Origin of the sequence: Streptomyces griseobrunneus (genome assembly GCF_046713465.1) — a bacterium.
Lineage (GTDB): Bacteria > Actinomycetota > Actinomycetes > Streptomycetales > Streptomycetaceae > Streptomyces > Streptomyces microflavus.
The window spans coordinates 7,760,767-7,783,926 of record NZ_CP177080.1 but is presented as its reverse complement, the minus strand read 5'-3'; the positions used below and the strand labels follow the sequence as shown (position 1 = coordinate 7,783,926).

General features: G+C 70.1%; 10 protein-coding genes and 1 pseudogene. 1 reads left to right on the top strand and 10 read right to left on the bottom strand.

Annotated elements, in window-relative coordinates; all coding sequences use genetic code 11:
• Positions 1-2 precede the first annotated feature (2 nt).
• The 5 genes from ACK8N7_RS35345 to ACK8N7_RS35325 form a co-directional block, all read right to left on the bottom strand.
• Positions 3-2,396: an ATP-binding cassette domain-containing protein gene (locus tag ACK8N7_RS35345; protein WP_403215528.1), complete on the bottom strand. Its 2,394-nt coding sequence runs from the start codon at positions 2,394-2,396 to the stop codon at positions 3-5.
• Between the two features lie 139 nt (positions 2,397-2,535).
• Positions 2,536-2,952 carry a VOC family protein gene (locus tag ACK8N7_RS35340; RefSeq protein ID WP_403215530.1) on the bottom strand — a complete coding sequence of 139 codons (417 nt, stop codon included), beginning with the start codon at positions 2,950-2,952 and terminating at the stop codon, positions 2,536-2,538.
• 5 nt (positions 2,953-2,957) lie between these two features.
• The gene (locus tag ACK8N7_RS35335; RefSeq protein WP_403215532.1) at positions 2,958-3,383 is read right to left on the bottom strand and encodes a helix-turn-helix transcriptional regulator; all 426 of its coding nucleotides are present in this window, start codon (positions 3,381-3,383) and stop codon (positions 2,958-2,960) included.
• A gap of 58 nt (positions 3,384-3,441) precedes the next feature.
• Positions 3,442-5,331 (bottom strand): hypothetical protein, encoded by a 1,890-nt coding sequence (locus tag ACK8N7_RS35330; protein ID WP_500445162.1) that lies wholly within the window; start codon positions 5,329-5,331, stop codon positions 3,442-3,444.
• Positions 5,331-6,077 (bottom strand): hypothetical protein, encoded by a 747-nt coding sequence (locus ACK8N7_RS35325; RefSeq protein WP_500445161.1) that lies wholly within the window; start codon positions 6,075-6,077, stop codon positions 5,331-5,333. The genes ACK8N7_RS35330 and ACK8N7_RS35325 overlap by 1 nt, the downstream gene beginning before the upstream one ends.
• A gap of 514 nt (positions 6,078-6,591) precedes the next feature.
• On the opposite strand from ACK8N7_RS35325, the pseudogene ACK8N7_RS35320 reads away from it, so the two are divergent.
• A pseudogene (locus ACK8N7_RS35320) lies at positions 6,592-7,240 on the top strand (IS5 family transposase); the annotation flags it as partial.
• Between the two features lie 18 nt (positions 7,241-7,258).
• On the opposite strand, the gene ACK8N7_RS35315 reads toward ACK8N7_RS35320, so the two are convergent.
• The 5 genes from ACK8N7_RS35315 to ACK8N7_RS35295 form a co-directional block, all read right to left on the bottom strand.
• Positions 7,259-7,741, bottom strand: coding sequence for a DUF5959 family protein (locus ACK8N7_RS35315; protein WP_500445159.1), 483 nt, complete (start codon positions 7,739-7,741; stop codon positions 7,259-7,261).
• Positions 7,742-8,048: 307 nt separating this feature from the next.
• Positions 8,049-9,296 carry an ACP S-malonyltransferase gene (fabD, locus tag ACK8N7_RS35310; protein WP_403215536.1) on the bottom strand — a complete coding sequence of 416 codons (1,248 nt, stop codon included), beginning with the start codon at positions 9,294-9,296 and terminating at the stop codon, positions 8,049-8,051.
• The gene (locus ACK8N7_RS35305; protein ID WP_500445157.1) at positions 9,296-10,360 is read right to left on the bottom strand and encodes a ketoacyl-ACP synthase III family protein; all 1,065 of its coding nucleotides are present in this window, start codon (positions 10,358-10,360) and stop codon (positions 9,296-9,298) included. The genes fabD and ACK8N7_RS35305 overlap by 1 nt, the downstream gene beginning before the upstream one ends.
• On the bottom strand, positions 10,357-18,726 hold the full coding sequence (locus ACK8N7_RS35300; protein ID WP_500445155.1) for a type I polyketide synthase: 8,370 nt from the start codon (positions 18,724-18,726) through the stop codon (positions 10,357-10,359). The genes ACK8N7_RS35305 and ACK8N7_RS35300 overlap by 4 nt, the downstream gene beginning before the upstream one ends.
• Positions 18,719-23,143 carry a beta-ketoacyl synthase N-terminal-like domain-containing protein gene (locus tag ACK8N7_RS35295; protein ID WP_500445153.1) on the bottom strand — a complete coding sequence of 1,475 codons (4,425 nt, stop codon included), beginning with the start codon at positions 23,141-23,143 and terminating at the stop codon, positions 18,719-18,721. Before ACK8N7_RS35295 ends, ACK8N7_RS35300 begins: the two co-directional genes overlap by 8 nt.
• Positions 23,144-23,160 lie beyond the last annotated feature (17 nt).

Here is a 23,160-nt window from a genome sequence, read left to right as displayed (position 1 = left end):
CGTCAGCCCCCCACGTACGCCGCGAGGTGCTCGCCCGTGAGGGTGGAGCGGTCGGCGACCAGGTCGGCCGGGGTGCCCTCGAAGACGATCCGGCCGCCGTCGTGACCGGCGCCGGGGCCGAGGTCGATGATCCAGTCCGCGTGCGCCATGACCGCCTGGTGGTGCTCGATGACGATCACCGACTTGCCGGACTCGACGAGCCGGTCGAGCAGCCCGAGGAGCTGCTCCACGTCGGCCAGGTGCAGACCGGTGGTCGGCTCGTCGAGGACGTACACGCCGCCCTTCTCGCCCATGTGGGTGGCCAGCTTCAGCCGCTGCCGCTCGCCGCCGGAGAGCGTGGTGAGCGGCTGGCCGAGGCTGAGGTAGCCGAGTCCGACGTCGGAGAGGCGGGTGAGGATCCTGTGCGCGGCGGGGACGCGGGCCTCCCCCTCGGCGAAGAACTTCTCGGCCTCGTCCACCGACATCGCGAGCACCTCGCTGATGTCGCGGCCGCCGAGGTGGTGGTCGAGCACCGAGGCCTCGAACCGCTTGCCCTCGCACTCCTCGCAGACGGTGGCGATGCCCGCCATCATCGCCAGGTCGGTGTAGATGACACCGGCGCCCTTGCAGGTGGGGCAGGCGCCCTCGGAGTTGGCGCTGAACAGGGCCGGCTTCACACCGTTGGCCTTGGCGAACGCCTTGCGGATCGGTTCGAGCAGCCCGGTGTACGTCGCCGGGTTGCTGCGGCGCGAACCGCGGATCGCGGTCTGGTCGACGGAGATCACGTCCTCGCCGGCCGGGATCGACCCGTGGATGAGCGAGCTCTTGCCGGAGCCGGCGACCCCGGTGACCACGCAGAGCACCCCGAGCGGGATGTCGACGTCGACATCCCGCAGGTTGTGCGCGGACGCGCCGCGGATCTCCAGCGTGCCGGAGGGCGTACGGACCTTCTCCTTCAGGACGGCCCGGTCATCCAGGTGACGGCCGGTGAGGGTGCCGCCGGCCCGCAGCCCTTCCACCGTGCCCTCGAAGCAGACGGTGCCGCCCGCGCTTCCGGCGCCGGGGCCGAGGTCGACGACATGGTCGGCGATGGCGATCGCCTCCGGCTTGTGCTCCACGACGAGCACGGTGTTGCCCTTGTCCCGCAGCCGCAGGAGCAGGCCGTTCATCCGCTGGATGTCGTGCGGGTGCAGGCCGATGGTGGGCTCGTCGAAGACGTAGGTGACATCGGTGAGCGAGGAGCCGAGGTGGCGGATCATCTTGACGCGCTGCGCCTCGCCGCCCGACAGCGTGCCCGAGGGCCGGTCGAGGGAGAGGTAGCCGAGGCCGATCTCCACGAACGATTCGAGGGTGCCCAGCAGTGCGCCGAGCAGGGGCGCCACCGAGGGCTCGTCCAGCCCGCGGACCCAGTCGGCCAGGTCGCTGATCTGCATGGCGCAGGCGTCGGCGATGGAGATCTTCTTGATCTTCGAGGACCGGGCACCCTCGCTGAGGCGGGTGCCCTCGCACTCGGGACAGGTGGTGAAGGTGACCGCGCGCTCCACGAAGGCCCGGATGTGCGGCTGCATCGCCTCCTTGTCCTTGGAGAGGAACGACTTCTGGATCTTGGGGATCAGCCCCTCGAAGGTGAGGTTGACGCCCTCGACCTTCACCTTGGTCGGTTCCCGGTAGAGGAAGTCCTGCATCTCCTTCTTGGTGTACTTGCGGATCGGCTTGTCCGGGTCGAGGAAGCCCGACTCGGCGTAGGTCCGTACCGTCCACCAGCTGTCCGACTTCCAGCCGGGGATGGTGAACGCGCCCTCGGCGATCGACTTGGTGTCGTCGTACAGCTGGGTGAGGTCGATGTCGGAGACCGTGCCCCGGCCTTCGCAGCGGACGCACATGCCGCCGGTACGGGTGTAGGTCTGCTTCTCGGTCTTCGTCCCGGCGCCCCGCTCGACGGTGATCGCGCCGCTGGCCTTGATGGAGGCGACGTTGAAGGAGAAGGCGTTGGGAGAGCCGATGTGGGGCTTGCCGAGCCGGCTGAAGAGGATGCGCAGCATGGCGTTGGCGTCGGTGGCGGTGCCGACCGTGGAGCGGGGGTCGGCGCCCAGCCGCTGCTGGTCGACGATGATCGCCGTCGTCAGCCCTTCGAGTACGTCGACCTCGGGCCGGGCCTGCGTCGGCATGAAGCCCTGCACGAAGGCGCTGTAGGTCTCGTTGATCAGCCGCTGCGACTCCGCGGCGATCGTGTTGAACACCAGAGAACTCTTGCCCGAGCCGGAGACCCCGGTGAACACCGTCAGCCGGCGCTTCGGGATCTCGATGTCGACATCCTTGAGGTTGTTCTCGCGCGCCCCGTGCACACGGATCACTTCGTGGCTGTCGGCGATCGGCGGCGCAGGCGTCCGCGATCCGGTTCTCTCGGCCTTGCTCATCGTCTCTCCATCTGTTGCGCGGGGCCGCCGCTCAGGCACGTCCGCGGCGGCCCCGGCTCGTTCTCGCCGGCTTCGAACAGCAGGTCTCATTCTCGTCGCCCCGGTACCGCCCGGCAGCGGAACCGGCCCATCGACGAGGTCAGTGCTTGCGCGGCTGGTTGAAGCGCAGCATGTTGCCGGCCGGGTCGCGGAAGGCGCAGTCACGGACGCCGTACGGCTGGTCGATCGGCTCCTGGAGCACCTCGCCGCCCGCGGCGCGGATGCGCTCGAAGGTCGCGTCGACGTCGTCGGTGGAGAAGATCACGCCGCGCAGCAGGCCCTTGGCCAGCAGCTCGGCCATGGCCTGCCGGTCGGCGGCCGGGGCGTTCGGGTCGGCGAGCGGCGGTTCGAGGACGATCTCCACGTCCGGCTGCGCCGGGGATCCGACCGTCACCCAGCGCATCCCCTCGAACCCGACGTCGTTGCGTACCTCCAGGCCGAGAACGTCCCGGTAGAAGGTGAGCGCCTTGTCATGGTCGTCGACGGCGATGAAGGTCTGTGAGAGCTTGATTTCCATGTGCTTCACGCTACGGGCGGGGATGCTCCTTTTGCTTCTCCATTCCTGACCGGTCGCGTGTGGATCTTGGCGACACAGGCCGGAATGGCGGCACCCTCCTCGTGGGGTCGCGCCCGGTAGGCGCTGGGGCTCTCGCCGACCAGCTCGGTGAAGCGGGAGCTGAACGACCCCAGCGACGTACACCCGACCGCGAAGCAGACCTCCGTCACCGACAGGTCCCCGCGGCGCAGCAACGCCTTGGCCCGTTCGATGCGGCGGGTCATGAGGTAGCTGTACGGTGTCTCGCCGTACGCGGCACGGAAGCTGCGGGAGAAGTGGCCCGGCGACATGAGAGCGCCGTGCGCCAGCGCCGGAACGTCCAGCGGCTCCGCGTAGTCGCGGTCCATCCGGTCACGGGCCCGGCGCAGCCGGACGAGGTCCTCCAGCGTCACTCGGCCATCCTCCCATGGGGGCGGAATGAGCCGGCGCGGCGCGGCCCGCCCGGTCCGATCACAGCAGGGCCCCGTTCTGTGGCGCGTGGAAGCGCTGCAGTGCGTCGGAGAGTGCCGTGGCGCTCTGATCGGGGTCGAGGAGATCGCGTACCGCCCGCCAGGCGGTCTCGTAGTCCGAGCACGCCTGCTGGGCAGCGGCCTGCTTGACGACGGCCGCAGATGTGCCGTTCCGCCGCACGGCGGCCAGCCACTGGGCGCTGAGGCTGATCGGGGAGCGGCCGTCGGCCGAACCGTCCGGTCCCACCGCCACGGCAAGGCTCAGCACCGAGAGGCGTTTCTCGAATGTCTGCTCGAAATTCTTGATTCTTTCCTGCACGCCGTCGACCGTGTCCCAGGCCGCTTCGTCCAGCAGGTCGTCCATCTCGGGCAGGCTCGACGGAAGCCCGCACCTGACCAGCAGCCTCCTGTCGGCGACCTCCCTGACGCGTTGCAGGAGTCTCTCGCGGTCACGCCAGTTGCGCCCCTGGTTCGAGGCGATGCGTTCGACGCACCGCCAGAGCTCGGCCTCGCCGACGAACCACTCGCCGAGGACGTACGGCTCGGCGGGAAGCTGCCCGCGGCGCAGGCGCCAGGTGTGTTCCATGACCGCGGCGCATCCACTCAGCAGTTGCCTGCCGTAGGCCTTCATCTCCGGCCGCAGAGGGCGTTCGGGCCGATGACGGTCCGGCGCGGCGTGCGGGTAGGTCTCCCGCTCGAAACGGATGAAGCGGCTCTCCTGGCGCAGTTTCTCCAGGTCCGGGTCCTCGATGAGCAGCCACGACCGGGTGACCGGATGGAAGCCGCTCACATCGGCGTGCCCCGCGCCCTCTAGTTCGTCCACTGCCAGGTCGGCGAGGGCTCGGCGTTCCTGACTTCCCGACTGCCCCCCGGCTCCGTTCATCGCCACCGCGTACACACACGCGGCGTTGTAGTTGTCCTGCCACAGGCGCCAGCCCGGGGACAGCCATCGGTGTACTCCGCGGAAGCCGCCTCTGGCGCTCCTGATCCGGCGCGCGAGCGTGTCCGCGGAGGAGGGCCAGGGCAGGGGGTTCTCCAGAAGCTCCATGCGGTCGCTCCCCGCGTCCTCATGGGCCCAGGCCAGCCGCAGGGGTGCCCATACATCCCGGTTGAGCCGCAGGGAGGTCCGGGTGAGTGTTCCGTGAGCCCGGACGAACGGGTGCCGGAGGCGGATCATGCGGGGATAGTCCGCGGCGAGTTGTTGCATCTCCTCCCTGCAGGCGAGCTGGAAGATCTCACGGACGATGGGATACCGCTGCCGCTCTCCGAGTTCCGTCTCCAGCCACTCCCTGACGGGCCCTTCCTGGTCCGGCCCGAAGGGCTCGGCCCGGCCGGGCGGCTTGAGCCCCGTGAAGGCACGCCAGTGCCGTGCGGCGAGCGCGGGGGCGAGGGCCTGCCGGATCTGCTTCCGGGCGTGCGTCCGCCGCGGGCACGGCGGATCGTCGCCCTTGCACCACTGATCGGCGGTCCGCTCCGCCACCCCGAGGACGACGGCGTAACGGAAGCGCGCTTCCAGGACACCGCTGCGCCACCAGGCGTAGCGATGACGCAGGGTCCGGCGCGGGTCCCAGGAGCGCATCCCTGTCCGCGCGTTGCGCTGCGCGCTGTTCCGGCCGTCCAGGCGGAGGGCTCCGTAGTAGGTCTCCAGGGCGTCGAGGTGCAGCCAGAGCTGCTCCTGTATCCCGGCGATCTGCGTGCGGAGGTAGAGGTTGGTCGGGTCGAACCGCAACGCCTCGTAGTAACTCTCCAGCGCGTCGTCGAACTTCCGCTGCCCGCTGAGCTCCCGGGCCTGCTGGTAGGCGGCGAACAGCTCGGGTGGCAGGTCCCGGCCGCACCACTCCTGCCAAGGGGGGCGCCGGCCGGCCCGGGTGACCGGCACCAGCGTTGCCATCACCCAGTATCCCGCCTCCTGTATCGCGTCCTCCCATGCCTGACTCCAGATCGATTCCGTGCGGCTGCCCCGGATCGCGTAGGAGGTGACGGTGACGGTGATGCCGAAACCGGGCTCCTGCTCCCGTAGCCGGAGGACGCCGCGGACCGGTAGGAGGTGACGGTGACGGTGATGCCGAAACCGGGCTCCTGCTCCCGTAGCCGGAGGACGCCGCGGACCGTGTAGGCGATCTTCGGTCGCAGGCGGCTGAAGAGGCGGAGCAGGCTGGTGCCCAGCTTCTTGGGTTCGAGGTCGACGTCACCGAGCAGATCGAGAAAGTTGTCGGCCGGTGCCTCCGCCGGCAGCGCGGTCGGAGGGTAGAGGTTCGTCTCCGACAGCTGCTTGCGCAACTGCGCGGTCAGCCCCTCCAGTTGCTGCTCCATCCCCGGGGCGGAGGAGACGAGCTTCTTCACGTCCACGGCCCCCGGCTTGTGGGCGTAGTACATGAGCATCCAGCGCCGGAGCGCCACGAACAGGAGGATGAGAAGCAGCAGACAACCGAGCCTCGCGCTGAACGAGGCACCGTCGCTGCCACCCTTCACCAGGCGGGAAGCGCCCTCGATGAACTGCATGAACCACTCGGCGGGGCCCTCGAAGACGGATATCCAGCCCTTCGCCTGCCATGGGTCTCCTTGGCCGCCGACGGCGCGGACCACGGCGACCAGGGCGGCGAGGACGGCGAGTGTCATCGCGGCTGAACGCGTCACATGAGGCGCTCGTAGCGAGGCCGCATCCGCAGGGGATTGGTGCTCGGAACGAGAGAACATGGCTGCCTCTGATCGCGATCGCCTTCATAACCAAGTCTTCTACATTCCTGCCACCCTGCAAGCCGACCGGGAATGCGGTACGGATGCTCGGCAGCGGCCGGTGCGGGTGTCTTCCCGGGCCCCATGCGGCTTCCCGAACGGAGCAGTTGACGAGGCAACCACCCCTGTCTGCGGGACAGCCTCGGTATCTGTGCCGATCAGGGATCCTCGTCGCAGCCCAGCTGTGACCAGGATTCTTAGTTGGCATCAGGCACCGTTCGTGACCTGCTCTGATGCCAATTAGGTTCAGCAACTGTCGGTACGAATAAGAGAGATAGTTGGCATTTGTCGCAGAGAACGCGCCAGGCAGTGTGGGCCGGCGCCCCTTCGTCCAGGTCGGCAGCCTCCGCCTCGACCATGTCGATGTCGATGTCGAAGCGAACGCTGCTCAGCAGCTTGGGCACCGGGACTCCAAGTGCTGCCCAAGGCAGAACGCCGGGCCCGCCATCCGGGGCGCAAGCGACATCCGGACCGGCTGGTGCTTCAGCTGCATACCGGGATCGTCGGGAACACCTGCCGCAGGAACTCGGCTTCGGCTCGGGCATGACCTGCTGGCGCCGCCCTGGCCGAGGGGACCGAGGCCGGTGTGTGGCCCCGGCTGCACGAGGTTCTCCTCGCCAAGCTCCGCGGTGCGAACGCCCTGGACTTCTTCCGGGCGACGGTCGACGGCTCCCACGTCCAGGCGTCAAAAAGGGGGCCCAAGACGGCACGAAGCCCTGTTGACCGGGGCAGAACCGGTAGCAAACACCACCTGATCACCGACGCGACCGGTATTCCGCTCGCGGCCACGCTGACCGGTAACCGCAACGACGTCACCCAGCTCGTCCCGCTCCTGCAGGCCGTGCCAGCGGTGCGGGGCAAACGCGGCCGGCCCCGTCGCCGACCCGATGCGCTACTCGGCGACCGTGGCTACGACCACGACAAGTACCGGCGCCTCGTCAGGGGCACTCGGCGTGAAACCGGTGATGGCCCGCGGCGGTACCGAGCACGACTCCGGCCTGGGCACCCGACGCCGGGTCGTGGAGCGCGCCTTCGCCCACCTGCACTGGTTCCGCCGCCTGCGGGCGAACTTGTCGCCCTACCTACCCTGACAGCATCGGGACCCAGTGATCCATCACCTGGCGCAGACGGTGGCGGTGGTCAGCAATCCAGTCGTCCGGCGGGACGACCGGGACCCGCACGGTGACCATGGACCCGGACTCGTCCTCCACGACCACCTCCGGGCAGTCGCGCTCGCCCGTGAGCTGGATAGAGATGGACGGCCCGCTGCTCATCTCCATCCAGGCCACATCTTCTCCGGTGCCGAGCCGGTCCAGCGCGTCTGCCCAACTCTCCAGCCTCGCAACGTACAACGCCAGGTCGATACGGCCGGACACGAAAGGTGTCTTGACGACGATCTCCGCGTCGAGCCCAGCGGCCCACCCGGGACTACGCCTCGGAACGTTGACCGAGGCACTGTTGCCCTCGTCATCAGCGAGCGAGATGAGCTCCCTCGGGGGGTCAATCGCCCATAGCTGCCCTTTCGTCGGCGAGTACCGAGCGATCCTCGCCCGACCCCAGGGCATCCTTCATCTCATTTTGCCAGGAGTTCTCAGCGCCGCGGAAAGGTCGCCCTCCGTTGCCAGAAGCACCGCGGCGACAGCGAGCGAGGTGGCGAGGTCGGGTTCGTGAGCGGCCGGGATGCCTGCGGCGAGTTGATGGTGAGTGTGGGCGATGCCGGTGGTGAGGCGCAGGGCGAGGGGCGGCGATGCGGGATGGGCAGGGGAGTACGTCTGCTTCGGTCTTGGCACCCGGGTAGGTCAGGGGGACGGCGTCCACGTGTTCGTGCGCTTCCCCTACGGCAGGACGAAGTGGCGGCTCATTCGGCGCTCGTCACGCGAGGGCGCGGATCGCCTCGATGGTCCGGTCCACGCTGAGGGTCCCGTTCGCGCAGTCGCGCAGCAGGGCCGTCACCCGTTCGTCCTGGTATTCACGCAAAGGCGCGGGTGGGGCCTCGGACGCTGCGGCTTGGGCGACGTCGTCGCGGGTCAGGAGGTAGTCCGCCAGGGCGGCGCAGGAACGGTGCTGGAAGATGACGTCCGGCTTGATCGGAACGCCGAGGACCGTCCCGGCCCGGCGGGCCAGGCGCACGTAGATGATGGAGTTCAGGCCGAGCTGCCGGAACGACGCGTCCTCGTCGAAGCCCAGCGCCTCGTCGCCGATCTCCGGCTGGAGGATCTCGCGCTTGATGCGCTCGATCAGGTCTCGGCGTAGGTCGGGCGCGGGCTCCTGCGCGGTGGTGATCCGGTCGATGAGCGAGGTGAGCACCTTCGATTCGCCCAGTTCCGTGAAATCCGACACGCCCGCGTCCCGCAGATACCGGATGCAGTCGGTCCAGCGGACGGGCTTGGCGATCTGCTCGGCGAGCAATTCGCGGACTTCCCGCGCATCGGGGCCGAACGGCCGGCCGGTCACGTTGGAGATGACCGGTGTCCGCAGTTCGCCCACGTCGACCGAGGCCAGCAGGGTGCGGAAGCGCGCGGCGGCCGGGGCCATCGCCGGCGCGTGGAAGGGTCCGCTGACTTTGACCGGGACGAAGCCTCGGACACCCTCCACCTTCCCGAAGACCGACTTGATCCGCGCCAGTTCCTCGCGGCTGCCGGAGAGCACGAACTGTTCGGGCGCGTTGTAGTTGGCGATGACGACGCCGGTGGCATCGTGCTGCTTCAGGGTTTCCTCGACGATCTGCTCGGAGACGCCGATGACTGCGGCCATCGCACCGCCGCTGACCTGACCCATCAGTTCCGCACGGCGTTGCACCAGCGTCAGGCCGGTTTCGAAGTCGAAGGCGCCGGCCGCGAACAGTGCGCTGTACTCGCCGAGGCTGTGGCCCGCGAAGAAGTCCGCGGGTGGCAGGTCCTCCTGCGCCGCTGACCAGTGCAGCGCGTTGACGACGTAGATCGCGGGCTGCGCGTACACGGTCTCGGACAGCCGTCGTTCCGGGTTTTCCAGACAGAGCTCTTCGATCGAGTATCCGAGGACCCGGTCGGCGCGGCAACGGAGGTCGGGGAACCTTCCGAACAGGCTTCGTCCCATCCCCTTCTTCTGGGTGCCCTGTCCCGGGAACACGTAGCAGCGCATCAGATCCGCCCGCCCCCGAGGTCGAATCCGGCCGACGGCGTCGGCCATTCGGGAAGCTCGATGATCCGGACCACGGCGCACGTCCAGGTGAAGCCGGCGCCGACGCCGAGCAGCATGCAGAGGTCGCCGACGTCTACGGCGCGCTCCTGCACGAGGTGGTCGAGTCCGGCGATCTGGTCGCCCGCGCCGAGGTGGCCGACGGTGCGACCCCAGGACCAGGTCGTGAGATCGAGGTCGATATCGAGTGCGGCGAGGACCTCGCGCTGCAGCACGATGCGTCCGAAGTTCGGAACGACGAACCGGGCGACGTCGCCCAGACGAATGTCCGCGTCGTGCAGGGCACGATCGACGCAGTCGCTGAGGCCGGCCCGGAATCGGCGGGTGAACTCGTCGAGCTCCACGTCTCCCAGGTACTGCAGTTTGCGCAGACGCAGGTCGATGGGGAGTGTGGGGTCGTGGTGAGGCGTGAAGGGCGCGTCGCCGCGATGCAGGCGCTCAAGGGTTGGATCCGACACCGTGGAGGTGCTCAGCACCTGTGCGAACCCAGACCTCTTGCTGAGCACCATCGCCGACGCACCGTCGCCGGGGACGATGCCGATGTCGCTGTTCCAGCGGTCGATCGCCGGCCGACTGACCTTGTCGGCGGTGGTCACCAGCGCCGCCACGTCGTCGGTGGCCGAGAGGGAGCGCGCCGCGATGTCCAACGCGGTCATGCAGCCGTTGGAAGCATTCTTGATCTCGAAGGCGAGCGCCGAATGGTCCCCGAGTACTTCGCGGTGGATGTAGGAAGCCGTCGGGTAGAGCTCGAGGCCTTGGAAGTACACGCAGGCGTGCAGCAGCAGCGCGATGTCCTCGGCCCGGTGACCCGACCTTTCCAGGGCATCTCTGGCAGCGGCCACTGCCATCTCGGGCGGAGTTTCGTCCGTGGCCTCGCAGACCGACTCGAGCTGCGTGTCCTCGGCGTCCTGGGCGTCGAACCGGCCGTCGGCGACGGCTTGTTCGACCTTGGTCGCCGGGGGCAGGTAGGTTGCGGTACCCGCGATGAACAGGGCCTCTGTCTTCACTTCTCGTTCCCTCTCAGGGTGGTGACGTCGTGGAGCAGGAGCCCGACGATGGCCTCGGCGGTCGGGTAGTCGAACACCAATGTGGCGGGCAGCGTGGTGTTCAGCCGCTTGGCGAGGCGCTTGCGCAACTGGACCATGGTGAGCGAGTCGATCCCGAGGGAACGCAGTGTTCTGTCGGCCGGCACGCTGTCGGGTCCGGGCAGGCCGAGCACGTCGGCGGCTTCGCTGCGGACAAGGTCCAGCAGCAGAGCCGGCCGTTCGGTTTCGGAGGCGTCCGCCATCCGCGTATCGAGCGACTGTGCGGTCTCGGAAACTTCGGCTTGGCGCCCTTCAGTTGTGCGCTGCAGCATGTCGCGCAGCAAGGGAGGCGCCTCCGCATCGCCGAGCGCGTGTCGCAACGATGCCAGTTCCAGGCGCACGGGCATCAGCTGGGTCTCTGGCCGCGCAAGTGCGATATCCAGGGCATTCAGGCCCTCGGTCAAGGTCAGGGCACCGATCCCCTGACGCCGCAGGCGTCCCAGCTCGGCCTTGCCGAGGTGGGCGGTCATGCCCACTCCGGCCTGTTCCCAGAGCCCGAAAGCGAGACTGAGTCCTGTCAGACCCCGCTTGCGCCGGTTAGCCGCCAGGGCGTCCAGCGTCGCGTTCGCCGCGGCGTACCCGCTCTGTCCTGCGGTGCCCAGCGTTCCGGCCGCCGAGGAGAAGAGTACGAACGCGGCCAGGTCCAGCCGCTCGGTCAACTCGTCCAACACGCGCGCGCCCTGGACCTTGGGTGCCATCACCCGGTGCAGCCGCTCTGCGGTAAAGCCCTCCACCAGGCCGTCGTCGAGCACGCCGGCGAGGTGGAACACGGCCGTGAGGGGATGGCCCGGGTGGATCCCTTCGAGTACCGCAGCCACTGCGGCCCGGTCCGCGACGTCGCCCGCGACCAGGTCCACTCGCTCGGCGCCCGCGGCTTCGAGCTCCCGCACGAACGAGCCGGCGTCGGGGATGTTGCCACCGCGCCGCGACAGCAGCACGAGCCGCCGTGCTCCGTGCGCGCGGACCAGGTGTGCGGCGAGCGCGCCGCCGAGCTCGCCGAGACCGCCGGTGATCAGCACCGTGCCGTCCGGGTCGAGGGCGCGCGGCAAGGTCAGCACGGTCGTGTGCGCAGCGTTCTGCCGCGCGTGGCGCAGGGCATACCGCGCGTCGCGTACGTCGAAGGCAGTGAACGACCCCTTGTCCTGCCTCGAATCGGGGGCGGACGGATCAGCGGCCGCCTGTGCGAAGGTGAGGTTCGCGGGCATCGGCCCGAGGGCGGCACCGTCCACGCGGATCCGATTGCCGAGCGCGCCTGCCGCACTGCCCGTGACCCGGTCACCCGCGTGTACGGAGGTGACGCCGCTGCCGGCCTCCATGACGATCCCTGCGAACTCCAGGACCTGTGCGTGCCCCGGGCTCATCCCGGCGGCGCGCACCTCGACGCGGACTTCCCACGGCGCGACCGGCTCCGGCGCGCCCTCGTCGTGCGTGGCGGCGATGACGTCCAGCTGATCGTCTTGCCGCTGATGCAGGTGCCAGCTGCCTTCGTCCGGCAGGACGAGCGCGTCGACCTCCTCGACGGTCGGCCTTGCTCGTGGCACGTGAGCGGTCTCGCCGCGCAGCACGCACTCCGGCTCGCCGCCGGTCTCGATCACGCGCGCCAGGAGCCGGAAGTCCGGGGTACCGGGATCGAGGTCGATCAGGCGCAGGACGCGCTCAGGTTGTTCCGTGCGGGCCGTGCGCACCATGCCCCACACTGCGGCATGGGCCCAGTTCCCTACCTGATCGCCAGGGCTCGATGACACTGCGTCACGGGTGATCCAGACGAGCTCCGCGCCCTGGAGCCGGGCATCGCCGAAGCACACCTGAAGCGTCCGCAGCGCTTCGGCGGCGCTCCGTTCCGCGTCGTACCACTGAGCGGACGCGCAGTCAGGCAGCGCGAACAGCAGTCGCCGAGGCGTATCCGCCCGGACATCGAGCCGCATCACGAGGGTGTCCAGATCGGGTACGACGTCGGCTCCGAGCCCCGCGGCCAACTCCGCGTCGCCGACCACCAGGGTGCCCGCAGGGTCGGGGGTTTCGGCCACGGGGTGTACGCGTTCGAAGCCGACGCGGTAGAGGTGCTCGGCGAACGGGTGTCCGCGACGCCTGCCGCGCTGGAACTTCAGCCTGCCGATCCGGGCCACCGGGTGGCCTGCCGGGTCGGCCAGCCATACGGTGGCCGGCGCGAGGTCCTCGTCCACGCCGGATTCGAACGACACTCGCACGGTCAGTTCTCTGCCTGCGGCACGAAACAGCTCGACGTCCGACCAGATGAACGGGACGAGCGGCCCAGGAACCGCACCCGCCTCCATCAGACCGGCGACGACGACCTGCAGTGCCGCGTCGAACAGCGACGGATGCAGGCCGTGGTCGGCCGGATCCAGCGCGCCCGGAAGCGATACCCGCGCGTAGTAGACGCCGTCGCGGCAGGCGAGTTCGCGCAGTCCTCGGAAAGCCGGGCCGTAGTCGAGCCCGTTTGCGAGGGCGCGTCCGTAGAAGGCTTCGATGTCGAGGGCCCGGGCATCGGGCACCGGCCAGTTGTCGATGTCCGGCGGCATCGTGGCGCCGACGCGCGCGCGGGTCACGCACTCTCCGGTCACGTGCTGCTGCCAGATCAGCGGCTCATCCGTGTCCTCGGGTTGGCTGTGGAACGCGAAGGGGCGTCGTCCGTGCGCGTCCGGATCGCCGACGGTGGCCTGGATCCGCAGCGCGCGGCCCGGAAGGAGGACGACCGGCTCCAGCAGCGTCAGGTCTGCCACGGTGTCGGCACCTGCGGTCCGGGCGGCGAACAGCGTAGCGTCGATCAAGCCCGCGCCCGGCACGTAGACCTGCCCGTTGACGACGTGATCGGCCAGCCACGGGCAATCGTCGAGCGTCAGCCGGCCGGTGAACAGGTGACCGCCGATGCCGGCGAGAGTCGTGATCGCATCGAACCACGGGTGGTTGTCCGCAGACCGACTCGCCGTCACCGCGACGGGCCCGGTCGGAAGCTCGCCGAGCCAGAAGCGTTGGCGTTGGAACGCGTACGTCGGGACGTCGACCTTGCCGGCGCCACGGGACCCGAGGACTCGCTCCCAGTCCAGGGAGAAGCCCCGCTCGAACAACGTGGCGGCCGCTCGCCAGAGCTGGTCCACCCCGCCCGAGGCACCTTCGGAGGGCGGGCCGACCTCGACGAACACTCCGAAGCCCTCGCCGCGCAGCCGCTCCAACGCGCGGTCGAGCCTCATGGGCTCCGGCTCCGTCAGGTCGCGGAACCAGTAGTCGCCGCCGAGCTCCGGGCCCGGCACGACCTCGCCCGTCAGGCACGAATAGAAGGGGATGGAAGTCCGGGCAGGGGCAATCCCTGGAATCGCACCGCCGACCGCGTCCCCCGGGCGCGCGCGAGCCTGAAGGGCCATGACGCGGGCACCGTCCTCCAAACTCAACGCCCCGCTCACCACGGCGGCGGCGACCTCGCCCTGCGCGTTGCCCACCACCGCCGCCGGCTCCACACCCCAACTGCGCCACAGCGCCGCGAGTCCGAGGTAGGTCGCGAACAGCGTGCACGGCAGCACATCCGGACTGTTCACGTCCTCCTCGCCGCGCAGCACCTTCAGCACGGACCAGCCGGTCAACGGCGTAAGGACCGCGTCGCACTCCACCACGGTGTCGCGGAACACCGCGCTCTGCTCCAGCAGTTGACTGTTCAGCCCTGGCGGCTGCGCGTCCTGACCGCCGAATACGAAGGCGATCTCCCCCGGCGCCGTGCCGGAGCCGGGCTCGACCGCCCGCAGGGCTTCGGCAGCGTCCAGGGCGTTGCCCGCGAAGACCACGGCGCGCGCGTCGAAGTGCGTACGGCCGACGGCGGAGGTGTAGGCGATGTCCCGCATCGACGCGGCGGGCCGCGCGTCGAGCCACTCGGCCCAGTGCTGGGCCTGAGCACGCAGGGCGGCCGCGTCGGTGCCCGAGATCACCAACGGGTGGACGAGATCGTCGCCGGGCCGGTCCGCGACGACGGTCTCCGGTGCTTCTTCGATGATGACGTGCGTGTTCGTGCCACTGATACCGAAGGAGCTGATGCCGGCGCGACGCACCCGCCGTGTCCGCGGCCACCGCCTCGGCTGCCGCAGGAGCTCCAGTTCGCCGCCGGTCCAGTCGATCCGGGTGTTCGGCCTTTCCGCGTGGAGCGTGCGGGGCAGCCACTCGTGCTGAAGAGCCATCACCATCTTGATGACGCCGATGACGCCGGAGGCCGCCTGGGCGTGGCCGATGTTGGACTTGGCCGATCCCAGGTGCAGGGGTCGCACGCGACCCGAGAACACTGCGGCAAGGGCGCCGGCCTCGATGGGATCGCCGAGCACGGTGCCCGTGGCGTGCGCTTCGACGGCGTCGATGTCGGCCGGGGTCAGTCCCCCGTCGGCCAGGGCACTGCGTAGCACGCGCTGCTGCGCGAGGCCGTTCGGCGCGGTGAGCCCCTGGCTGCGGCCGTCCTGGTTCATGGCGGTGCCCCGCACAACGGCCAGCACACGGTCACGGTCGCGCCTCGCGTCCGAGAGCCGCTTGAGCACCAGGACGCCGCAGCCTTCCGCCCAGCTCGTCCCGTCGGCGTCGTCGGCGAAGCTCTTGCAGCGGCCGTCGGCCGCGAGCCCGTTGAGGCGGCTGAACTCGACGAAGATCTGCGGGGTGCTCATCACGGTCACTCCGCCGGCGAGCGCCAGGTCGCATTCGCCGCTGCGCAGCGCCTCGCACGCCAGGCGCAGGGCCACGAGCGACGAGCTGCACGCGGTGTCGATGGTGAGCGCCGGCCCGGACAGGCCGAGTGTGTAGGCCACGCGCCCGGAGATCAGGCTCGACCCGTTGCCAGTGATCTTGTAGCCGTCGCTGCTCCCGACGTCCCAGCGCCGAGCGACGTCGTAGTCCGAACTCATCGCGCCGAGGTAGACACCTGTGTTGCTGCCTTCGAGGGACGCGGTGCGCAGATTGGCCCGCTCGAGTGCCTCCCATACGACTTCCAGGACGAGCCGCTGCTGCGGGTCCAGGGACAGCGCCTCACGGGGGCTGAGCCCGAAGAACGCGGCGTCGAAGTCCTCGACGTCGCGTACGAAGCCGCCCTTGCGCTCGAAGCGCCTGCCGGTGGTGGCGCGCTCCGCCTCCTCGATCGTGCCGAGATCCCACCCGTCCCAGCGCTGTGGGAACGGGGAGGAGGCTTCGCTGCCGTCGGCGAGCAGTTCCCAGAACGCTTCGGGCGTGTCGATTCCGTCCGGAAGCCGGCAGGCCATGGACACGATCACGACGGGGTCGTCATCGTCGGGCCGCATGGGCACCGCGGCGACGGCGGGCGAGACTTCCGGGGCCTCGTCCTGCGCACCGGCGTGCGTCAGCAGCAGTGTCGCGATTGCTTGCGGTGTGGGGTAGTCGAAGGCGAGCACGGTGGGCAGCGGGACCCGTGTCCGTGCGCTGAGCCGGTTTCGCAGCTCGACCACCATGAGGGAGTCAAAACCCTGTTCGCGCAGCGTCAGGTCGGGGCGCACGCGTTCCGCGGGCCGGCCGAGCAAGGCCGCGGCCTCCTCCGTGACGAGTGCGACGATCGATCCCGGACGCTCGGGTTCGGGCAGTGCCATCACGTCCTCGCGCCACGAAGCACTGCTGACGACCGGGATCGCGTCGTCGTGTTCGTCCAGCCAGTAGCTGCGGCGTTCGAACGCGTACGTCGGAAGGTCCGCCCTGCGCGTGTCCGAGGCCGGGAACACACGCTTCCATGGGATCGGGACCCCTTGGACGTGCAGCTCCGCCAGCGCCCGCAGCACCTGTTCGATCCCGCCGTGAGCGCGGCGCAAGCTGCCCACCACGACGGCCGCCCCGTCGGCTTCGGTTCCCTGCGCCAGGGCTATCTGGAGCACCGGATGCGGACTCACCTCGACGAAGACCCCGAACCCGTCCGCTCGCAGGCGTTCCAGCGCCCGATCGAAGCGCACCGGCTCGCGCAGGTTGCGGCACCAGTAGTCCGCGTCGAGCTCCGGCCCGCCTGCCCGCTCCCCCGTCACGCTCGAATAGAAGGCGATCCCCGCATCCGCGGGGGCAAGGCCCGTGAGCTGCTCGCGCAGCGCGGGCAGCAGCGAATCCATGTGCGGACTGTGCGACGCGTAGTCCACGTCCACGCGCTGGCAGTACGCGCCGGTGGCCTCCATCTGCGCGAGGAAGCGGTCCACCGCCTCGGCGTCTCCAGCCACGACGGTCGATCGCGCGGTGTTCACCACCGCGACGGACAGCGCCTCGCCGTAGGCCGCCAGCTCCTCGATGACTTCGCCCACCGGGCGCTCCACGAGTCCCATCGCCCCGTCCGGCGCATGATCGTGCACGGCCCGGGCGCGCAACGCCACAATTCGAGCGCCGTCCGCCAGGCTCAACGCCCCGCTGACGACGGCCGCGGCCACCTCACCCTGACTGTGGCCGACGACCGCCGAGGGCTCGACGCCCCAGGCGCGCCACATCGCGGCGAGACCGACATACATCGCGAACAACGCCGGCTGCACCACGTCCGTCCGCGTGAAGGGCGGTGCGAGACCGTCCTGCCCACGCACGACTGCGGCGACCGAGAACCCGGTGTGCGGGGTGAGGGCCTCGTCGCAGGCCGTCACGGCCTCGCGGAACGCGGCGTTCTGCTCCCACAGCGACCGGCCCATCCCCCACCACTGGGCGCCCTGGCCGGGGAAGACGAACGCGACGCGGCCACGACCGGCGGCCGCGCCCGTCACTACCGCGTCGTGGCTCTCGTCCGCGGCGAGCGCCCGCAGACCGGCCACCGCCTCCTCCGTCGTGCCGGCGATCACCACGCCGCGCGTGGGGTGCTGCGTGCGGGTCGTCGCCAGCGAGTAGGCGACGTCGGACAGCCTCGTCCCGGGTGACTGCCCGAGGTGGCTCGCCAGCCGTGCGGCGTTACGCGCGAGCGCGTGCGGGCTCGTGCCGGACACCGCCAGGCAGACCGGACCGCCCGCGTCCGGTGCGGCCTGTACCGGGGCGCCCTCGGGCGCCTCGCCGAGGGCGATGTGCGCGTTGGTGCCGCCGTATCCGAAGCTGCTCACCCCCGCGAACCGCGGCCCGGCCGGCCACGCGGCTGCCTCGGTGACCACTTCCAGACGTTCGGCGGGGAGATCGATGCGCGGGTTCGGTGTGCGGAAGTGCAGGCTCGGCGGAATGAGGCCGTGGTGCACCGCCAGCGCGGCCTTGACGAGCCCGAGCACGCCGGCCGCCGGCTCGAGATGGCCGAAGTTCGTCTTCGCCGAGCCGATGCGCAGCGGCGCGGGCCGGTCGGGCCCGAACACGGTGCCGAGCGCGCCGGCCTCCGTCACGTCGCCCAGGGGTGTGCCCGTGCCGTGCGCCTCGACGTACGACACCGCACTCGGCGCGATGCCGGCGTTCTCCCATGCCGACCGCAGCACCTCCGTCTGCGCCTCGTGGCTGGGGGCGGTCAGTCCGTCCGTCGCGCCGTCGTTGTTGACGGCGCTGCCGTGCACCAGCGCATAGACGCGGTCGCCGTCGGCGAGCGCGTCGGACAGCCGGCGCAGCACGACCACCGCGCAGCCCTCGCCCCGGGCGTAGCCGTCGCCGTCGGCGTCGAAGGCCCGGCTCAGGCCGGCAGGGCTCTGCGTGCCGAGTTTCGTCAAGGCCACCGAGGTGTTCGGATGCAGCATCAGGTTGACGCCGCCGGCAAGTGCGAAGTCCGACTCGCCGGAGCGCAGGCTCTGCACGGCGAGGTGCACCGCGACCAAGGAGGAGCTCGACGCGGTCGCCACGCCCATCGCGGGGCCGCGCAGCCCCAGCGCGTAGGCGATGCGGGACGGGATCACCGAGTTGTCCCAGCCGATGGCCGAGTGTGCGTGGATCGCCTCGGCGGCGCCCTGCGTGAACAGCGGGTACTCCTGCCACATCGCGCCCATGAAGACGCCGGTGCGGGTGCCCGCGAGACTCGCTGTGGAACGCCGCGCGTCCTCGACCGCGGCGCACGCCACCTCCAGGGCGATCCGCTGCTGCGGGTCCATCTGCCGTGCCTCGGCCGGTGGGATGCCGAAGTGCTCCGCGTCGAATCCCGTGACGTCGTCGAGGAATCCACCTCGACGGTTCGCCGCCCCGCCGGACGCCTCCGCGTCGGCCCATGCGGTGGCGTTCCACCGCTCGGCCGGCACCTGGCGCACCGCGTCGACACCCTTGAGCAGAGCCTGCCAGAGTGCGGTCGGATCCTCGATCAGTGCCGGCAGTCGGCAACCGATGCCGACGATCGCCACCGGCTCGTGGCGGTCGTACGTCCGGGCGGCGGTCCGGTCAGCCACGGGTAGCCCCGATCTCGTCGGGCGCGTAGAGCGCCAGGCATGTCTCCTCGATCGCGGCGAGCGGCCCCGCGTCGTTCAGGATCGTCATGTGGTTCGCGGCGTCGATCTCCACCAGGCGAAGGCCCGGCAGCTCGCGCCCCCAGTCCTGCTGGTAGTTCACGTGGTCGAGGGAGAAGGTCTCGCCGGCGACCTGGAAGTAGGGTTCGACCTCGCCCAGGAAGAGCCCGCGCCGGTTGCTGAAGTAGGTGCACACCACGGCTTCCGGCCGCGGCAGAGGCCTGATGGTGTGCTCGCCGAGCCGGTAGGCGAGCTGGATCGCCATGTTGCGCCTGACGAACCGCGCGATCCGGTCAGGTCTCATGGCGAGCCCGCGCTCGGCCGCCAACTCCGCGAGCCGCAGTACGAACGCGTCCTCGTCCAGGTCCTCCGCGACCTCGTCCCGGTGGACGAGACGGGCACGCAAGAGCGCCGGGTCCTTCTCCCCCGCCGGCCAGAGCAAGGAATTGACGACCTGCAGAGCCGCGCTCCGCGCCGACTGGAACCCGCTCGCGTTCGACTTCGCCAGGCCGGTCTCGTCCGGCGAGTCCACCATCGTCAGCGAGGCCACGTCCTGGCCCTGCCCCTGCAGCCGCCGGGTCACCTCATAGGCGACGATGCCGCCGAGGCAGAATCCGCCGACGTCGTACGGCCCCTCGGGCTGCACCGAGCGGATGACCTCGGTGTAGTACTCGGCCATGGCCGTGACGCCCTCGACCGGCGCGTCCTCGGTCAGCAGCCCACGGGCCTGGATGCCGTAGAACGGGCGGTCGATCCGCTCGGCGATCGTGCGGTAGGACTCGACGCCGGCGAGGGCGCCGTGGATCCAGAAGACCGGCCTGCCCTCGGTCTCGCCGTTGAGGCGCACGAGCTCCGGGGCCGGCACGTGCGTGGAGCGGGCCTCCGCCTCAGGCAGCCTCGCGACCACGTCGTTCAACGTGTCGTGCGGCTGCCACCATTCAGGCTGGAAACCCGGAAACACATTGCTGATCCGGCCCAGCATCGCGACCAGGAGCAGGGAGTTGAGACCGTAATCGGCGAGCGACCTCGTGCCGTCGATCTCGTGGCGCGGCAGGCCCAGCACCGAGGCGACGAGGTCGGCGACGAAGGTTTCGCCGTCCGGAGGGCCGACGCCGGTGTGCGAGGCCTGATCCGACCGCGGCGCCTGCTCGGCGAAACACGTCAGACGTGCGAAGGGGTACCCGGGCAGTGGGATCCGCCTGCGTCGAGCGCCACGATGCATCAGGTCCCAGTCGATGGACGTGCCCGCGGCCCAGTGTTCTGGTACGTGGTCGAGCTGCGTCGGCTTCCCGTCGTGCTCGGCGCCGGCAGCAGGATCGACGCCGTCCGCGAACGCGACGTGGGCGAGCGTGTCCGGGTCGCCGTTGAGCCAACCGCCCAGAATGCGAGCGGCCTCGTGGGTGCTCTGCGCCACGAACGCCAGTCGGCAGCTCATCGCTTCGCGGCCGACCTGCAACGTGTACGCGATGTCCGCCCAGGAGCGCGGATCCGCTTCGGCGAGCCGATGGATCAGTCGGCGCGCCCGCTCGCGCAGAGCATCGATGCTCCGCGCCGAGAGCACGAGGACCTGCGCACCCGGGTCGTCGTCCAGGTTCGCGGAGGCGATGTGCTGCTCCAGCACAACGTGCGCGTTCACGCCGCCGATCCCGAAGCTGTGCATGCCCGCGCGGCGCGGCAGCGGCCGACCGGCGTCGTCGGTGCGCTCGGGCCATGGCAGGTTCTGCGCGGCGATGCGCAGCCGCGTCCCCTTGAGGGAGAGGTCGCGGTGCAGCCGCCCGAAGCCCGGGATCGCCGGGATCACGCCGTGCCGCATCGCCTGCGCGGTCTTCACCAGCGCGGCCAGGCCGGAGACCACCTCCGTGTGCCCGATGCAGGGCTTCACGTTGCCCAGATACGTCACGTCTTCGCTGTCGTCCTCGCTGCGGCTTCCGGCGCCGAGCGCCGCCAGCTCCGCGCTGTCCGCCAGCATCGAGCTCATGCCGTGGGTCTCGATGTAGTCCACGGCGCCCGGATCCATCGCGGCGTCGGCGTAGGCGTGCGCGACGGCTGTCTTCATGCCCCTGATGTTCGGTGCCGTGAAGGACACGCCCCTGCCGCCGTGGGCCACGCCGGTGCCGCGCACGACGCAGTGGACGAAGTCCCCGTCCTCCAGGGCCCGGCTCAGTGGTTTGATCAGTACGGCGGCGACGCCCTCGCTGCGCGCTGTACCGTCGGCGCCCTGCTGGAACGGCCGGACGTCGCCGCGCGGGCTGAGCATCCCCGCGGCCTGCATCCCGCCGAAACCTGCGGGCGACATCACCAGGTTCACCCCGCCGACGAGCGCCTGCTCGCACTCGCCGTCGCGGATGGACCGGATCGCCCGGTGCAGGGCCACGAACGAGGAAGAGCACGTCGTGTCGCACTGCTCGCTGGGGCCGTTGAGGTCGAGCAGGTACGAGATCCGGTTGGGCACCATCGCGGGCGACGGCAGGCTCATCAGGTCCATGGCCGCGGGCCGGTATTCGCTCTGCGTCGTAGCGACGAACACGCCCGTGGGCCGGTTCCGCAGCTCGGCCGGCCGATAGCCCGCGTCCTCGACGGCGTTCCACGACGTCATCAACAGCAGGCGCAGCTCCGGCGTCACCTGGCGCGCCTCGGTCATCGACATGCGGAAGAAGAGAGGATCGAACTCATGCACCCCGTCGAGGAATCCGCCCCGCAGCGCGGCTGCCTCGTCGCCGCAGCCCGCCCAGTCCGCACGCTTTTCCGGCGGTGCGGTGATGCACCGTCCGCCCTGCTCGACGATCCGCCAGAACTCGTCGACGTCGTCGGCCCCGGGGAAGCGTGCGGACATGCCGACGATCGCCATGCCGTCGAGCGCGGCCTCGTCGAGATCGGGCTGAGGTCGGGGCCGCACAGGACCGGGCGCCCGGTCCGGCGGTGCGGGCTCCGGCGGAAGCACATCCCGGAGGTCCTCGGCGTATTCGGAGACGATGAACTCCCCGAGCTCGGCAAGGGTGTTGTGCTCGAACAGCACGGTGATGTCGAGGTCGATGCCGAGCGTCCCGCCGAGGGTCCGGGCCACGTTCACCGCGAAGATCGAATCGAGCCCGTAGTTCGAAAAGGGCTCGCCCCGGCCGATCCTCGCCCGCGGGATGTCCAACGCCTCTGCCAGCACATCGAGCGCGACTGCCTCGATGTGGGCGCGCAGCCGGTCTCCGGGCTCGCTCCCGGCGCTGAGATCGGCCACGGCCCGCGCCGCACTCTCGCGCACCGGCGCCACTTGCGGCGCGGACGGGCGCGGCATGGCCGTCGCCTGCCGTATGACGCCGTCGCTCTCGGCCACGATGATCTGCTGTCCCAGATCCTCGGCATCCTGCGCGGGCAGAGCGATCGCGCGGAATCCCTCCTGCGTCAGGACGTGCCGCCAGTGCGCCGTGGAGAGCAGCGGGCTGCCCTGGATACGCAGGTGCGGGTCCTCGTAGCGCCACCATCCGTCGAGGAGGCCGAACGAGAACTGGCTGAGCAGGTTGTTCGCGGTCAGCTCGTTCAGGACCAGCAGTCCGCCGGGCTGGAGAAGCGCCTTGGCGTTGCGCAGGGTGTGGCGGATGTCCCGGGTGGCATGCAGGACGTTGGCGGCGACCACGACGTCGTACCCGCCGAGGGTGAGGCCCTGATCCGCCACCGGGCGCTCGATGTCCAGGATTTCGCAGGTCAGCGAAGGGTTTCCCGCACCGAACGAACGCTCCGCGTGGTTCAGGAAGGCCCTTGATATGTCGGTGTAGCAATACTCCCGCACGTCCAGCTGTGCGGACCGCAGCGCCTCCAGGACGACGGCGCTCGTGGCACCCGTGCCGGCGCCGATCTCCAGGATCCGCGCGCCATCCGCCGTCAGGGCCCGTGCCCGCCGTCGCAGCCGCGCCACCACGTCGGCGGCCAGCACCTGGTTGAAGAAGGCTGACGCCGGGTTGGTCGTATAGGCGTTCTGCACCAGCTCCAGCGATCCCCCGGGGAAGATGACCTCGGTGGCCGGTCGCCGTCCGCTGAGAATGTCGGGGAAGGCACGCAAGGTGGTCTCCACCAGCAGGTGGGTGGCCGCGAGGTCCGGATTCTCCTGCCACGCGGGCTTTGCCGTCTCCCACTCGCGCCAAAGCTGCTCGATCGGCCGATACCGCGTGGCATCGTCGAGCAGGATCCTGCCGTCCCGCCGGTCGATGTAGCCGGCCCCCTCGAAGACGCGGAGGCACTCGTCGAACCAGGCGCCGTACCCCGGCGCGAGGCCTGCCGACTTCCGTGCGGCCTCCGGCGTCTGCCCGGATTCACGGAACGCGCCGAGCGTGCGCAGATGGGACCAGAGAAAGTCGAGCAGCAGCTGTTTCATGGTCAGTCCCTTCGAAG

What these genes read in the sequence shown, in the direction of transcription:
- ACK8N7_RS35295 (WP_500445153.1), bottom strand. Translation starts at nt 23,143, where the DNA reads ATGAAACAGCTGCTGCTCGACTTTCTCTGGTCCCATCTGCGCACGCTC.
- ACK8N7_RS35330 (WP_500445162.1), bottom strand. Translation starts at nt 5,331, where the DNA reads ATGGCAACGCTGGTGCCGGTCACCCGGGCCGGCCGGCGCCCCCCTTGG.
- ACK8N7_RS35340 (WP_403215530.1), bottom strand. Translation starts at nt 2,952, where the DNA reads ATGGAAATCAAGCTCTCACAGACCTTCATCGCCGTCGACGACCATGAC.
- ACK8N7_RS35315 (WP_500445159.1), bottom strand. Translation starts at nt 7,741, where the DNA reads ATGCCCTGGGGTCGGGCGAGGATCGCTCGGTACTCGCCGACGAAAGGG.
- fabD (WP_403215536.1), bottom strand. Translation starts at nt 9,296, where the DNA reads ATGCGCTGCTACGTGTTCCCGGGACAGGGCACCCAGAAGAAGGGGATG.
- ACK8N7_RS35345 (WP_403215528.1), bottom strand. Translation starts at nt 2,396, where the DNA reads ATGAGCAAGGCCGAGAGAACCGGATCGCGGACGCCTGCGCCGCCGATC.